The 15,636-nt window shown below is 63.3% G+C and carries 10 protein-coding genes and 1 pseudogene; 6 read left to right on the top strand and 5 right to left on the bottom strand.

What is annotated here, in order from left to right:
- Positions 1-537 (bottom strand): annotated as a pseudogene (locus tag ACXJ7R_RS10960) (NADP-dependent malic enzyme); the annotation flags it as partial.
- A 175-nt stretch (positions 538-712) separates the two neighbouring features.
- Positions 713-1,492 (bottom strand): SDR family oxidoreductase, encoded by a 780-nt coding sequence (locus tag ACXJ7R_RS10955; RefSeq protein WP_457151848.1) that lies wholly within the window; start codon positions 1,490-1,492, stop codon positions 713-715.
- A gap of 120 nt (positions 1,493-1,612) precedes the next feature.
- On the opposite strand from ACXJ7R_RS10955, the gene ACXJ7R_RS10950 reads away from it, so the two are divergent.
- Together ACXJ7R_RS10950 and ACXJ7R_RS10945 are read left to right on the top strand one after the other, a co-directional pair.
- Positions 1,613-2,428: a UDP-2,3-diacylglucosamine diphosphatase gene (locus ACXJ7R_RS10950; protein ID WP_457151847.1), complete on the top strand. Its 816-nt coding sequence runs from the start codon at positions 1,613-1,615 to the stop codon at positions 2,426-2,428.
- A gap of 105 nt (positions 2,429-2,533) precedes the next feature.
- The gene (locus ACXJ7R_RS10945; RefSeq protein WP_457151846.1) at positions 2,534-3,748 is read left to right on the top strand and encodes an MFS transporter; all 1,215 of its coding nucleotides are present in this window, start codon (positions 2,534-2,536) and stop codon (positions 3,746-3,748) included.
- Here ACXJ7R_RS10945 and dgcA read toward each other — a convergent pair.
- The gene (dgcA, locus tag ACXJ7R_RS10940; RefSeq protein ID WP_457151845.1) at positions 3,719-4,702 is read right to left on the bottom strand and encodes an N-acetyl-D-Glu racemase DgcA; all 984 of its coding nucleotides are present in this window, start codon (positions 4,700-4,702) and stop codon (positions 3,719-3,721) included. The two genes, ACXJ7R_RS10945 and dgcA, sit on opposite strands and share 30 nt — an antisense overlap.
- A 78-nt stretch (positions 4,703-4,780) precedes the next feature.
- Between dgcA and ACXJ7R_RS10935 the strand changes: the two genes are divergently transcribed.
- The 4 genes from ACXJ7R_RS10935 to ACXJ7R_RS10920 all read left to right on the top strand — a co-directional run bounded on the left by ACXJ7R_RS10935 (position 4,781) and on the right by ACXJ7R_RS10920 (position 8,867).
- The gene (locus tag ACXJ7R_RS10935) at positions 4,781-5,968 is read left to right on the top strand and encodes an MlaE family ABC transporter permease (RefSeq protein WP_457151844.1); all 1,188 of its coding nucleotides are present in this window, start codon (positions 4,781-4,783) and stop codon (positions 5,966-5,968) included.
- A 1-nt stretch (position 5,969) separates the two neighbouring features.
- Positions 5,970-6,791, top strand: coding sequence for an ABC transporter ATP-binding protein (locus ACXJ7R_RS10930; RefSeq protein WP_457151843.1), 822 nt, complete (start codon positions 5,970-5,972; stop codon positions 6,789-6,791).
- 14 nt (positions 6,792-6,805) lie between these two features.
- The gene (locus tag ACXJ7R_RS10925) at positions 6,806-8,179 is read left to right on the top strand and encodes an MlaD family protein (protein ID WP_457151842.1); all 1,374 of its coding nucleotides are present in this window, start codon (positions 6,806-6,808) and stop codon (positions 8,177-8,179) included.
- 79 nt (positions 8,180-8,258) lie between these two features.
- A complete protein-coding gene (locus ACXJ7R_RS10920; protein ID WP_425352293.1) occupies positions 8,259-8,867 on the top strand; it encodes an ABC-type transport auxiliary lipoprotein family protein in 609 nt (202 codons plus the stop codon).
- A gap of 110 nt (positions 8,868-8,977) precedes the next feature.
- Here the strand turns inward: ACXJ7R_RS10920 and ACXJ7R_RS10915 are convergent, their stop codons facing one another.
- Both ACXJ7R_RS10915 and ACXJ7R_RS10910 read right to left on the bottom strand, forming a co-directional pair.
- Positions 8,978-9,361: a macro domain-containing protein gene (locus tag ACXJ7R_RS10915; RefSeq protein ID WP_457151849.1), complete on the bottom strand. Its 384-nt coding sequence runs from the start codon at positions 9,359-9,361 to the stop codon at positions 8,978-8,980.
- Between the two features lie 137 nt (positions 9,362-9,498).
- On the bottom strand, positions 9,499-15,636 hold a 6,138-nt coding region (locus tag ACXJ7R_RS10910; RefSeq protein ID WP_457151841.1), incomplete at its 5' end, for a kinesin.

Genomic DNA, 15,636 nt, shown 5'->3' with positions numbered 1-15,636 from the left:
GGCGACGATGATGGCTGTGCCGTGCTGGTCGTCATGGAAGACCGGAATGCCCATGCGGGCCTTCAGCTGCTCTTCCACTTCGAAGCATTCGGGCGCCTTGATGTCCTCGAGGTTGATGCCGCCGAAGGTCGGTTCCAGCGCCGAGATTGTCTCGACCATGCGCTCAATGCCCGGCGCGTCGATCTCGATGTCGAAGACGTCGATGCCGGCGAATTTCTTGAACAGGACAGCCTTGCCTTCCATCACCGGCTTGGAGGCGAGCGGGCCGATATTGCCGAGGCCGAGCACGGCCGATCCGTTGGAGACGACGCCGACCAGATTGGCGCGCGCCGTATAGTCAGCGGCGGTCGCCGGATCGTCGCGGATTTCCAGGCAAGGGGCGGCGACGCCTGGAGAATAGGCGAGCGCAAGGTCGCGCTGGTTGCCGAGCGGCTTGGTCGCCTGGATTTCCAGCTTTCCCGGCCTTGGGTGCTTGTGGAAGTAGAGGGCGGCTTCGTCGAGGTCCGAACGTGCCGTCTTCTTGGTCTCGCCTTCCATGCGGCCGCTCCCTCGAAATCTCCCTGGAGAGTCCTTTTAGCATGCGGCCAAGGTTTGTCGCGACGCTAAATGACGCGCCGGCAGCTTTACCCGGCAGCGCGTCTAAAACACCATTATATCAGATGTTTACGCCGATTTCGTCGCATATGAGTCTTGCTGCGTACAGGCGCGTCGATCAAAAGGCGCTGACATAGAGGCCGCCGTCGACCGGTATGTTCTGACCGGTCAGATAACCGGCATGGACCGAGCACAGGAAGGCGCAGATCTGGCCGAATTCCTCCGGCGTGCCGAGCCGCTTGGCCGGAACATCGGCGCTGATGCGGGTCTTGCGCGCGGCGGCCGCCGCTGGATCCTCTGGTGTGCCGGCGTCATGCGGGCCACGCAGTCGGTCGGTGTCGAGTTTGCCCGGCAGCATGTTGTTGATGGTCACGTTGCGGTCGATCACCGTTCGCGCCACGCCGGCAAGGAACGAGGTCAGGCCGGCGCGCGCGCCCGACGACAGGTCGAGGCCGGGGATGGGGACGTAGACCGACAGCGAGGTGATGTTGACGATGCGGCCAAAGCCGCGCGCTGCCATGCCGTCGATGACGGCCTGCACCAACTCGACCGGCGTCACCATGTTCTGGGTGACGCCTTCAAGGATCTTCGCCCGATCGAGCTCACGGAAATCACGCAGTGGCGGGCCGCCATTGTTGTTGACGAGGATATCGGGTTCGGGGCACGCGGCGAGCAACGCCTTCTGCACCTCCGGCTTCGAGACGTCGCCGACGACTTCGGTCACCGTCACGCCATAGCGCTCGCGCAGCTCGGCTGCGGTCTTGGCCACCAGCTCCGCATTGCGGCCGTTGACGACGATGTCGCAGCCGGCTTCTGCCAGCGCCATGGCGCAGCCACGCCCAAGCCCCTTGCTGGAAGCGCAGACAATGGCTTTCTTTCCGCGAATGCCGAGATCCATGATGATTTTCTCCTTGTGAGCCGGCGGCAAGCTAGTCCTTCGGCTGGACCAATCGCAACCGTCATACGGTTGTTGCATGAATCGGGGCATAGCCTGCGCGAAAGCAAGGGTGAAATCGCGATGTCAGGCCAAGAGCCCCGCACTTTCCGCAGCATGTTCATTTCCGACGTTCATCTCGGCTCGAAGGCGGCCAAGGCCGAATTCCTGATCGATTTCCTTAGGTATCACGACGCCGACATCATCTATCTGGTCGGCGATATCGTCGATGGCTGGCGGCTGCGACGGAGCTGGCACTGGCCGCAAAGCCACAATGATGTCGTGCAGAAATTGCTGCGCAAGGCGCGCAAGGGCGCCAACATCACCTACATCGCCGGCAATCACGACGAGTTCGCGCGCCAGTTCCAGGGCGTGCATTTCGGCGGCATCGTGGTCGCCGACCGCGCCATCCACGAGACCGCCGACGGCAAGCGGCTGCTCGTCATCCATGGCGACCAGTTCGACACCGTCGTCCACAATGCGCGCTGGCTCGCCTATCTCGGCGATCACGCCTATGACGCGGCCATGCTGGTCAACCGCGTGGTGACGCGACTGCGCCAACTGCTTGGCCTGCCGTACTGGTCGTTCTCGTCCTGGGCCAAGGTCAACGTCAAGAAGGCGGTGAATTTCATCGGCTCGTTCCAGACCATGCTTGCGGAAGAGGCGCGCCGCTCGCATGTCGACGGCATCATCTGCGGCCATATCCATCACGCCGCCATCGAGAGTTTTGGCGATGTCCAATACATCAACACCGGCGACTGGGTGGAAAGCTGCACGGCGGTGGTCGAGCATTTCGATGGCCGGATGGAAATCCTGACCTGGGCGCAGGTGCTGCCCGAGGCGCCGGACCAACCGTTTATCCCGTTGCTCCTCGAAGACCGGGTCGGGCAGGCGGCCTGACGCGGATCAATCGATTAGGCCAACCGGTTTCGCCCGGTTTTCGCCCATGTTAAGGGATCGATACACGTTGCCGTCCGGTCGAGTGCAGCGTTATTGGATCGATTCATGTCGCTGCCGCCGCTTTCGCCTGAACAACTCGTCAAGCCGCGCCATTTTGAACTGCGCATGAGCCTGATCTTCGCGACGCTGTTCGTGCCGCTCGGAACGCATGTGCCCTATTTCCCGCTGTGGCTGCAGGCCGAGGGTTTTCATCCCGAGCAGATCGCCGCCATTCTGGCGGCGCCGATGTTCCTGCGCGTGGTGACGACGCCGTTGCTGACCGCACTTGCCGACAGGGCCAGGGACCGCGCCGATATCTATGTCGCGCTGGTGGCGGCGTCACTGCTGCTATCGGCCGGTTATTTCCTGACCCCGAGCTACGCCATGGTGCTGGCGGTGTCGCTGGCGCTGACCATCGTCTGGACGCCGCATTCGCCGATCGCCGACTCGCTGGCACTTTCGGGTGTGCGGCGGTTTGGCTCGAACTATACGAGCATGCGAAAATGGGGCTCGATCTCCTACTTGTTCGCCAATGTCGCCGGTGGCTTCATCCTGTCGGCAACCGGCTCCGGGGCCGTTCCGGTGATCATCTTCGTTTCACTTGCCGCGGCCCTTGCTGCCGGCTTGCTGGCGCCGCGTCTCGGCCGTCCGCGACGCGCCTCGCCGCTGTCGGCGACCGACATCCAGCACGTGGCGCCAAAGCTTCTCAACCCATATTTCCTGTATTTTTCGATCGGTGTCGGCGTCATCACCGCCAGCCACGCATTCCTGTACGGCTTCGTCTCCATCTACTGGAAATCGATCGGCCTCAGCGATTCGGTTGTCGGCCTTTTGTGGGCATGGGGCGTRGTCGCGGAAGTTTGCATGTTCATGATGTTCACCCGCTATTTCAGCTCGTTCTCCGTCGTCTCGATCATGGTGATGGCGGGTATCGGGGCGATCGTGCGCTGGATCGCCTTTCCGCTTGTGTGGCCGCTCGGCCTCGGCGTTGCCGGATTTTTCGGCGTCCAGACGCTGCATTCGGTCTCAGTGGCGCTGGTGCTGATCGGCCTGCAGAAGATGATCGGCGAAACGGTTTCCGAAGAGCGGACAGGTGCTGCGCAAGGCATCGCCTATTTCTCCAACGGCTTCTTCATGGCGGTGGTGACGCTGGCGTCCGGCCCGCTTTACCACCGCTTCGGCGTCGACGGCTTTTTTGCCATGATCCCGATCGCCTTGATCGGTCTGGTGCTGATCGGACTTGCGGCGCGCTCAGCCCCACAGCGCCGTATCAGGCGGTGACACCAGCGATCCCTGGTAGACAAGGCCGGGCACACGGTCGCGGGCAAGCAGGAGCGGACCGTCGAGGTCGACGAAATCGGCATCCTGGGCGAGCAATACCGCCGGCGCCATCGCCAGCGACGTGCCGACCATGCAGCCGACCATAACGCCGAAACCGAGTTCGCGGGCGCGATCGCGCAGCACCAAAGCCGCTGTCAGCCCGCCCGATTTATCGAGCTTGATGTTGACGGCATCGTAGAGGCCGACCAGCGCTACGAGATTCTCAGCCTCATGCACGCTCTCATCGGCGCAGATCGGTACGGGGTGCGCGATATGGCGCAGGATCTCGTCTTTGCCGGCCGGCAGCGGCTGTTCGATCAGCGCGATGCCTTGCTCGGCGGCAAAGGCGAGGTTCGCGGCGATGTTGTCGTCGGTCCAGCCCTCGTTGGCGTCGAGGATGATGCGGCTGTCGGGCGCGGCTTGCCTGACGGCGCGGATACGGGCGACGTCGTTGTCGCCGCCGATCTTCACCTTGAGCAGCGGCCGCGCCGCATTGGCACGCGCCTGCGCCGCCATCGCCTCCGGTTCACCCAGCGACAGCGTGTAGGCCGTTTCAAGTGACCTTAACGATACAGCGCCAATGGCAGCAGCCACCGGTATCCCGCTGATCTTTGCTTCCAGATCCCACAGGGCGCAGTCGATGGCGTTGCGGGCAGCTCCAGCCGGCATGGCATCAAGCAGGGCGTTCCGGCTGATGCCGGCGGCGATCCGCTCGCGCATGGCTTCGATCGCCTCGCCCACGCCGTCCATGGTCTCGCCATAGCGCTTGTAGGGAACGCATTCGCCGCGACCCGTGTGGCTGTCCACACTGATCGTGCAAGTGATGACCTCGGCTTGGGTCTTGGAACCGCGTGAGATGGTGAAGCTTCCGGCGATGGGGAAACGTTCTGCCTCAACCGAAATGACACGCGCCATATTTTTCTGCTCCGGCTATGCAACAACGGGCGAGTCGGCAAATCGACAGCTTGGTTCCGTCAGGCTAAACAGGACGCCATGTTGACTATCGGCAAGCGCGACGCAAGCGGCACGACCGCGGGGGAGGCTGACCACGAACCGCGCGTGGCGATCGGCGAGGAGGACGGCGTTCTAGGCTGCGTTTTCTCGGGAATCTGGACGACACGGACCGTCGCGCTGATCGACGCCGACATGCGCAAGATCGAGAAGCGAAGTGGTTTCAAGACCTTGGCGCTCGATCTTTCCAACATCGAGAAGATGGATACCGCCGGCGCCTGGCTGATCGACCGGCTGGTCTGTGCCTTCGAGAAGAAGGGCGTCAAGATCAGCATGCAAGGCCAGAGCGAGATTGCCAACATCCTGCTCGATGCGGTGGGCGAGGCCGTCCGGCGCGAACCCGAATCCGGTCCGGCACGGCCACCCACCATCATCATTCGCGCGCTGGAGGCGGTCGGCCGGCGCGTCTACGAGATGCGCGACGACTTCCTCGCCTCGATGAACATCCTCGGCGCCACCATCCGCGGCGCGCAGATGAAGCTCGGCCGTGGCCATGCCGTCAACCCGGCGGCGATCTTCAACCAGATCGACCGCATGGGCGTCGGCGCCATTCCGGTGGTGGTGCTGATGTCGGCGATCGTCGGTGCCATCGTTGCCCAGCAAGGCGCCTATCAGCTCAGCTACTTCGGCGCCGATATCTTCGTCGTCGACCTGGTCGGCGTGCTGATCCTGCGCGAGCTTGGCGTGCTGATGACCGCGATCATGATCGCCGGCCGCTCCGGAAGCGCGATCACCGCCGAGATCGGCTCGATGAAGATGCGCGAGGAAGTCGACGCGCTGAAAGTCATCGGCCTCAACCCGATCGGCGTGCTGGTCTTTCCGCGCCTCGTGGCACTGGTCATCGCCTTGCCGTGCCTCACCATCATTGCCAATTTCGCGGCACTCGGCGGCGGCATCGTCGCGGCTTGGCTGTACTCCGATATCGCACCTGCTGCCTTCATCGACCGGCTGCGCGTCGCCATCGATCTCAGCACCATTTTCGCCGGCCTGATCAAGGCGCCGTTCATGGCCATGATCATCGGCACGATTGCCTCGGTCGAAGGCATGAAGGTCGGCGGCAGCGCCGAATCGCTCGGCCAGCACGTGACCGCCTCGGTGGTTAAGTCGATCTTCGTCGTCATCATCCTCGACGGGCTTTTCGCCATCTTCTACGCAGCGATCGAGTTCTGAGATGGCGCTGCTGAGCAGAAAAAAGCCGGTCGCGATCGCGGACGAAACGGGCGAGGGCGACATCGTGCTTTCCGCGCACAACATCACCGTCTCGTTCGCCGACAAGCTCATACTCGACAAGCTGTCGCTCGATATCCGGCGCGGCGAGATCCTTGGCTTTGTCGGTGCCTCGGGCGCCGGCAAATCCGTTCTGCTGCGCACCATTCTTGGGCTGACGCGCAAACAGTCGGGCACGATCAAGCTGTTCGGCGTCGATGTCGAGAAAGCGAGCGACGTCGAGCGTCTGCGAGTCGACATGCGGCTTGGCGTGCTGTTTCAGCACGGCGCCCTTTTTTCGGCGCTGACAGTGCTGGAAAACGTCCAGGTGCCGATGCGCGAATATCTCGACCTGCCGCGAAAGCTGATGGACGAACTGGCGATGCTAAAGATCGAGCTGGTCGGGCTGCCGCCGGACGCCGCGCAGAAATTTCCGTCCGAACTTTCCGGAGGCATGATCAAGCGGGCGGCGTTGGCACGGGCGCTGGCGCTCGACCCCGACATCGTCTTCCTCGACGAGCCGACATCCGGCCTCGATCCGATCAGCGCGGCGGAGTTCGACGAACTGGTCGTCAAGCTGCGCGATACGATGGATCTGACCGTTTATATGGTGACGCACGATCTCGACACGCTTTTCACCGCTTGCGATCGCGTGGCCGTGCTCGGCAAGAAGAGAGTGCTGGTCGAAGGCACCATTGACGACATGCTGAAGAGCGAGGAGCCGTGGGTAAAATCCTATTTCCGCGGAAAACGCGCCCGGCAACTTGATCTTGCGGCGCGCGCATAGCCATAAGTGGGACAATGGAAACCAGAGCCAACTACGTTATTGTCGGCATTTTCACGCTGGCCGCGATCCTGGCGGCGTTTGCCTTCGTCTACTGGACGGCGGCGATCGGCGACAAGGGCGAGACCACGTTGCTGCGCGTGCGTATTCCGGGCTCGGCTTCCGGGCTTGGCCGCGGCAGCTTCGTGCTGTTCAACGGCGTCAAGGTCGGTGATGTCAGGCGCGTCTATATCGATGTCGACAATCCGACCGTCGCCATCGCCGACACCGAGATCGATCGCCTGACGCCGATCACCAAGTCGACGCAGGCGGATATCGGCCTCGCCGGCCTCACCGGACAGGCCAATATCGAACTCAAGGGCGCTGACCCCAAGGAAGTAAAGCTCCTCGACCAGGCCGAGAAGGAGGGCAAGGTCGCCGAGATCGTCGCCAACCCATCGGCGGTGACCAACCTGCTGCAGACGGCACAGAACATCTTCTCCCGCGCCGACAAGGTGCTTTCTGAGCTTGAAGGCTTCACCAAGGATGTGCGCGGGCCGCTGACGCAAACCGTCAAGAATGCGCAGACCTTCTCCGATGCGCTGGCCAAGAATTCGGACGGCATCGACAAGTTCCTCTCCAGCGTCAGTGCGCTCTCCGACGAGCTGAAAGGCGTTTCTGGCAAGCTCGACGGCACGCTGAAAGCAGCCGAAGGCCTGCTCAATGCCGTCGACAAGGACAAGATCAAGAGCATCGTCGCCAACGTCGATACGGCAACTGCGAATCTCAAGCAGACGTCGACGCAGCTCGACGGYGTCATCAAGAATGTCGACACCGCTGTCGGGTCCGTCAACGATTTCGCCAAGCAGACGCAAGGCACGCTAGCCAAGGTCGATGGTGTGCTCGACGGTATCGATCCGGCGCAAGTGCGCTCCGCACTGGCCAACATCCAGAAAGCCAGCGAAAACGCCAACAAGGCCGCCGCCGACATCGCTGAGGTGACCGACAAGTTCGCCAATCGGGCCGACGACATCGACCAGACGATCAAGGATGCCAAGCAACTGGCACAGCGGCTCAACGATGCCTCGGTGCGTGTCGACGGAATCCTCGCCAAGGTCGACACCTTGCTCGGGTCGGGCCAGGCCGACGGCGTGATGGCCGACGCCAGGGATACTCTGAAGTCGTTCAAGCAGGTTGCCGACACTTTGAATTCCCGCCTGGGCGTCATTACCGACAATCTGGCGCGCTTTTCGGGCCAGGGGCTTTCGAATGTCGAGGCGCTGGTGCAGGACAGCCGCCGTTCGATCAGTCGCATCGAGGAGGCCGTAACGGATCTCAGCCGCAATCCGCAGCGCATCCTTTCGGGTGGCGATGGCGAGGTTCGGCAGTTCGATGGCAGGGCGCGGCGTTGACTTCGGCTCCGGCACGCCTCAAGAACATGAGCTGCGAAAGTGGGTTGATCTTACGATCCGGGGACAACGGGGATCGCGCGTGAAGTCTGTGTGGGTGAGAACGGGCGGGTTGACATCGGCTGCGGCACTGCTTGCCCTGACACTAGCGGGTTGCGCGGTGTTGGGCGGCAAGCCCGCGCCGCTCGACACGTTCGAGTTGTCGGCGCCTTCGGTCGACGCGCATGGCCACAGCCGCCGACAGATCCTGATCGCGCAGCCGTCGGCACTCAAGGCGTTGGACAGCCAGAACATCGTCATCAAGCCGTCGGATCGCTCGATCCAGTATCTCAAGGGCGCGCAATGGGCCGACCGGCTGCCGCTGATCGTGCAGGCGCGGCTGGCCGAGACGTTCCAGCGCTCAGGCAGCTTTGCCGGCGTCGGCAAGCCGGGTGAGGGCCTGGCTATCGATTACCAGGTGATTGTCGAGGTCCGGTCTTTCGAAGTCCGCGTCGACGGCGGCGAGCACGCCGAGGTCGACCTGTTCGTGCGGATATTGAACGACCGCAATGGCGAGGTGCGTGCCTCCAAGAGCTTCACCGCATCGGCGCCCGTTTCAGGCAGCGGCAATCCTGCCTATGTCAGGGCGCTCGACAGCGCGTTTGGAGATACCGCCAAGCAGATCGTGCGTTGGACGGATTCGGTCATCTGAGCGGGTCAAATGGGGATGATCCGGACAGCCGAGACGGTTCAGCCGACGTATTCAACAAGGGTGTGATCTTCATCGGCGAGTTCGTCCTCGATGATTGAGGCTATCGTTTCCTAATCACCTCCAGCCAGCCCGGCGCCAATTTTCGGGTAACCAATCCTCTTGCCTGTGAATTTGGCTTTGACGGACTGCATGACTTTCCGGATTGCTTCGTAGTCTGCCTTCACGCCTGTTCCCTGCCAATGGAACTGCGTGTAGCCATTGATGACATGGAACGTGCGGCCCTCTCGCCTGATCTCAGCAACAGACAGGCTTCCCAGTTTGGCTGGGTCGCCCTTCGGTGTTGCGCAATCCGCGGCGTATGCCTCGGGAAATCGCTGCTTTATTGAGAGAGCAATTCCCTTGCCCATTTGGCACTGGCAGTTGCATCCGTGCACGATGGCATCGAACCTTCCGTCGAGTGCAAGCTGAAGCAGATCACCACGAACTGTCTGCATTGCCACGAAATCCCGACCTCAATCCACAGCGCGAGCATCCAACCAAATCGCGAGATTGGCGACATTCCAAACGATCTTTTCAGGATTGGCTTCAAACAGAAAGGGCAGGTCGCCCTTTCTGTTTTGCTGTCCCGCCCTTAATGCAGGCGGCCGCTTGCATGGGCCAGCATGGTGTAGACCTTGCCGGTGTCCGACGTCAGATAGGTCTGCGCCATGATGTTGTCGCGGTCGTTGCGCGAGACATCCTTGAGCAGCTTCTCGAAATCGTCGCAGTAGCGGTCGACGGCAGTGCGGAACTCGGCCTCCGCCTGATACTTGCGACGGATCTCGTCGAACGTCTGCTGGCCCTTCAGCGTGTAGAGCCGCCGCGTGAACACGTCACGCTCGCCACGCCGGTAGCGGTTCCACAGTTCGATCGAAGCATCGTGGTCGATGGCCCGCGCGATGTCGACGGAGAGCGAGTTCAGCGATTCCACGACATGCAGCGGTGAGCGCTGGGCAGGAGCCGGACGCGGTGCTTCCGCGGGCGTTGCCGGCCTGGCGTCCTCTTCGCGCGATGCCCCGGTCAGGAGATCGCGCACCCAGCCGCCCTGTGGTGTACGGGCGCCGGCTTCAACACGCGGGCGCGGTGCCGCCTCGGCCGGACGCTCCAGGTCGAGCGTGCCGCGCAGTGGAGCGCCGCCCAAAGGCGCCTGGGGTGTGCGCAGTTCCGGCTGCTGTGCCGGTGGTGCACGCCGTGGTGGCTCGGCAGGGCGTGCGGCCGGCGCTTGCGGTGCCGGGCGAAGATTGCGTTGCTCGGCGGCATCGCCGCCGCGACCGGACTTCGCAACGATCTCCGAAAGCTCTTTCAGGGCGTTGATCTGCTCGGAAACGGCGCGGCGGATGGCCGAGGTCGATTCCTTTGCCTCTTCCGGCATCTCGATGACGCCCTTCTTGAGCTCGGCGCGGGTAAGGTCGAGCTCGCTCTTGATCGAGCCCGCGGTGCGCCGCATCTCTTCGGTCGCATCGGCGAAGCGCTTGGTCGCCGAATCGACGACATCGGTGATGGCGTTGCGGATCTTGTCGGCCGACTCCATGGTCTTGCCCTCGGCGTTCTGCAGCGTCTGGCCGACGAGATTTTCGAACGAGCGCATGATCCTTTCGAGATCTTCCGACTTCTTGACAAGGCCAACGGCGAGATCCTCGAGCGACGACTGMCTTTCGAGCGTGTGCTCGAGGTTGCTCTGGGCCGAGCTCAGCAGGTCCGAGGCGCTGACCAGCAGGCGGCTGTGTTCGTCGAACTTGGTGGCGATCGAAGCGACCTCGCGCAAGGTGGACGACGACAGTTCCGTCAGCCTTGTCGTGTTCGAATCGACCAGCCGTGCCGAGCTGGCGAAGGTTTGCGCGGCCTTCTCGGTGGTGGTGGCGAAGCTTTGCGTGCTGCCGCTCAGACGTTCGTCGACCTGGCCGAGATTGACCGCGGCCTGCTCGATCAATTGACCGAGCTGCGAGCTGGACGTGGTCATGCGGCCAATGAGATCGGCGACGCTGTCGGACAGCGACGAGCGGGCGCCTTCGACCGCCGACAAGGTCTCGGCGGTGCGGTTGGCGAGCGCGTTGACAAGTGCGGCATTCTCGGCCCGCAGCTTCTCGGTGGCGCGTTCGGTGACCTCTTCCATGCTCTTTTGCAGTTCCGAGCCGCCCTGGGCGAAGCGCTCGACCAGCGGCCGCGCGGTTTCGTCTAGGATCTTCGACATCTCGGCCGAACGCGCCGCGAGCATGGTGTTGAGCTCGCGGGTGTTGGCGCCGATCGTCTTGGCGGCGTCGTTGGTGCTCTGGCCGATATGCTGGCCAACCGCGGTGAAGGTCTCCGCGATCACATTGGCGCGCGAGACGAGTTGCGCCTCGGCATTCGCCACCTGCTCGTTGATCCTTTGGCCCATCGTCTCGGCCGTGTAGGCGAGGCGGTTCTCGACGCCTGAGACCTGCTCTTCAACACGGGCGGCCGCAGCCGCCGCGCTCGATGCGAGCCGCTCGTCGGCGCCGGTAAGCGCCTGTTCGATTTCGCGGGCATGCACGGCCATTTCCTGACCGGTCCGCCTTGCACGTTCGGCGACCCTCTGCTCGGTGTCGGTAAAGGCGCCGACGATGGTCTCGGCATGCTCGCCGATCGTCGACGAGCTGCTGGCGATGCGCGACACCAGACGCTGATCGGCTTCGTCGAAGATGCGACCGATTTCCGACGCACGGCTCGACAGCGCTTCCGAACCTTCGGCGATGCGCGAGACCAATTGCTGGTCCGCGGCATCGAAGATACGGCCGAGATCCGATGCACGCGCGGCAAGCGCCTCGGCCGATTCGCCGATGCGCATACCGAGCCGCTGATCGGCGCCTTCGAAATTGCGCAGGATGTCGCCGGCGCGGGCGGCCAGCGACTGTGCGGTTTCGACAGCGCGCGCGACCAATTTCTGGTCTGCCGCATCGAATGCGCCGGCGATCTCGCTGGCACGGGCAGCCATATGGTCGGCGGTGTCCTGAGCCCGGGCGGTAAGCTGATCGGCGGTTTCCTGGGCGCGGGCGGCGATCTTCCGGTCCGCCACGTCGAAGGTACCGGCGATCTCGCCTGCACGAGCGGCCAGCTGGTCAGCGGTTTCATGGGCGCGGGCCAGCAAGGAGCTGGAGGTGTCATCCGCGCGGGCAAGCAAGGCGTTCGACGTATCTTCCGCACGGGTGTGGAGGCGGCGATCGGCTTCCTCGAAGGTGCGGGCGATGTCTTCGGCCCTCGCCAGCAGGGCGGCGGAGGTCTGCTCGGCGCGCTCGGCGATCCTGCGGTCGGCGTCACTGAACGCAGCACCGGCCTGCTCATGCAGCGTGCTGGTGATTTCCAGGACCTTTTCGCGCAACGCGCCGGCAACGAAGACCGCACTTTTCTCGAGCACGGCTCGGACGTTGTCGACGCCTGTCGAGAGCGCACGCTCCATGGTGCCGGCGCGCTCCTCGATGACGCCGGTCTGGCGGCTGAACGCCTGCTCGATCTTCTCGACATCGGCAGCGATCGCCGCAGAGATATCGGTGCTCCTGGCGGCGATCTGGTCGATATGGCCCGACAGCGAGCGGTCGACGTCCTGGCGGGTCTCGGCGAGCTTGCCGAGATCGTCTTCCAGCGCGCGGGCCAGCATGTTGCGCCCTTCCGACAGCTTGCCGACATGTCCTGCGATGATGTCGTCGATGTCGCTGCGGCTTGCGGAAAGCTTCTGCAGGTCGGCTTCCAGCGCACGCTTGAGGATATCGCGGCCTTCGGCGAGTTTCTCGACTTGGCCGGCGACCAGTCCGTCGATGCTGGAGCGACTTTCCGCCAGCTTGGCGAGATCGTCTTCGAGCGCCTTCGAGAGGGTCGAGCGCTCCCCGACAAGTCTTTCCGAATGGCTGTTCACCAGGCCGCTGACGTTTTGGAGATCAGCCTCGAGTGCCTGGGCGAACTGCGCCCGGTCATCGACCAGTTTCTGCGACTGGTCGGCAACGGCGCCCGTGATCGCATTGAGGTCGGCTTCCAGCGCGCGCCGCAGGATGTCGCGGCCTTGCGACAGCTTCTCGACTTGACCGGCAACCAGCCCGTCGATGCTGGAGCGGCTTTCGGCCAGCTTGGCAAGATCGTCTTCGAGCGCCTTCGACAGGGTCGAGCGCTCTCCGACAAGCCGTTCCGCATGGCTGCCGACCAGGCCACTGACGTTTTCGAGATCAGCCTCGAGTGCCTTCGACAGCGTCGAACGATCCTGGGCGAGCCGTTCGGAGTGGCTGTTGACRAGGCTGTTGACGCTTTCGAGATCGGCCTCGAGCGCACGGGCGAACTGCGCCCGGTCATCGACCAGTTTCTGCGACTGGTCGGCAACGGTGCTCTGGATCGCATTGAGGTCGGCTTCCAGCGCACGCCGCAGGATGTTGCGGCCTTCCGACAACTTCTCGACCTGACCGGCGACCAGCCCGTCGATGCTGGAGCGGCTCTCCGCTAGCTTGGCGAGGTCATCTTCAAGCGCCTTCGACAAGGTCGAACGATCCTGAACGAGCTTGTTCATGTGGTCGGCGATGACGCTGTTCACATTCTGCAGGTCGGCTTCCAGCACCCGCGAAAGCTGCCCGCGATCCTCGGCGAGCCTTTCCGACTGGCTGGCAATGACGCCCTTGATCGTGTTCAGATCGGATTCCAGCGCCCGCTTGAGAATGTCGCGGCCTTCGGCGAGCTTCTCGACCTGGCCGGCAACCAGGCCATCGATGCTCGATCGGCTTTCGGCCAACTTGGCAAGGTCGGCCTCGAGCGTCTGCGACAGCAGGCTGCGATCTTCGACCAGCCGTCCCGCATGGCTGTCGATCAGGCCGCGTATGCTGGACAGATCGTTGTCGAGCGACTGGGAAAGCTGCGTGCGGTCGTCCGCCAGCTTGGCGGAATGGGCTTCGATCAGGCTCTTGATGCCGCTGATGTCGTTTTCCAGTGCCTTGGCGAGCACGGCGCGACCCTCGGCGATCTTCTCGACCTGGCCGGCGACGAGACCGTCGATGCTGGCACGGCTGTCGGACAATTTGCCGAGATCGGCTTCCAAAGCGCGCGACAGGATGCTGCGGCCCTCGGCCAGCTTGCCGACGTGTCCAGCAACCATTTCATCAATGATTGTACGAGCTTGTACCAGTTTCCCCGAGTCTTCGTTCAAGGCAGCGGAGAGCCTGTTGCGGCCTTCTTCCAGCCTTTCAAGATGGCCGCCGAGCGACGCATCGATGGCCGCCCGCGATTCGTTGACCTTGCGCAGATCCTCCTCGAGGGCGCGCGCGATCAGGCTGCGGCCTTCGGCCAGCTTCTGCACCTGGTTGGTCACCGCGGCATCGATGCCGGCGCGGCCTTCGTCGAACTTCGCCAGGTCGGCCTGCATGGCCTCGGTCATGCGATCGCGKCTTTCCGAAAGCTTGCGGCTGTGGTTTTCGACGGCTTCCTCGATTCCTGCGCGGGCGTCGGCAAGCCGCTGAATGTCGCTATCGAACGAACGCGATACGACATGACGCGCGGCTTCCATACGGCCGGCGAAGTCGCTGGCGCGGGCTTCGAGCATGGAGGAGGTCGAGGTGACGATGTCGGCCATATCGGCGCCGATCTGGGTCTTGCCCTGATCGATCATCGCCGACAGAGTGTCCTTGCTCTCGGCAAAGGTGTGCGCGATTTCGCGGGCACGCTCGACCAGCGTCTCATTGATCTGGCGGGCGCGGGCCTCGAGCGCTGCGTTGAGCTTCTGCGTTCCGGTGTCCAGCGCCTCGGCGCGGGTCTGGAATTCGCTGATCAGCGCCTGGCCGCGTTCTGCGAGCGTCCGCTCGATGCCGTTGAGGCTGGCCTCGAATTCGGAATTGAGGGTGCGCGCGGCACCGCCGAGCAGAGACACCATGCCGGTGGTGCGATCGTCGAGGAGATCGGTCAACGACCGTGTCAGGCCGTCGGTGGTGTCGGTCAGTTTGGCTATGCGGGTGTCGAGCAGGCTGGCGAAGGCCTCGCCCGAGGTCGACAGCTTGTCGGTGATCGTATCGAGCCGGCCTTCCACCGAATCGAAGATCGACAACGAGCTTTCATTGATGCGGTCGATGAGCGTGTCGCCGGAATTGGTGATCGTCATCGACAGCTTGGTCGACGCATTGAGGATGCTGTCGCGGATGATGTCGGAGGCGGCGCCGATCTCGTCCTTCAGCGTCTCATGCGCGCCGGTGATCGAGGCGCGGACGCGCTCGGCATGGCTGACGACGGCTTCACGCTCGCTGCCGAGCCCGTCGACCAGCGAACGGATGCGGGACTCATTCTCCGAATAGGAGCGCTCGATCTGGTTGACCTCGCTGTGGACCAGCGTTTCCAGTTCGACGGCGCGGGCAAGCGTGCGCTCGATGCCTTCGCCCATGGCGGCGACCTCGCGACGAACGGCCTGGCCGATCATCATGACGCGATCCTGGGCAAGGTTTTCCGGCTCGGTCAGTCGGAAGGCCACTTCGGTCATCGACTGGGCGGCAATGCGCATTTCCTGGGCGCGGCGGATCATCGCCGCGAAGGCCCAGAACAGGATGACGGGCACAATCGCCGCGACCGCCAGACCGATCAGTTCGGGACGGGCAAGAAACTGGTCGAGCGTGCGGATTCTCCAGATGCTCGGTCCGAAGAGGAGGTTGGCCAGACCGCCTCCACCGGCGAACCAGGCGAGTGAGACGAAGGCAACGACCCAGTAAATGGTGTTCGAGGCACGCCTGTTGAGGCTGTGCAAGAGCGTCTTGTAGTC

This window comes from Mesorhizobium sp. P5_C1 (assembly GCF_054049815.1).
The sequence above is the reverse complement of the archived record's forward strand: the minus strand, read 5'-3'. Positions and strand labels throughout refer to the sequence as shown.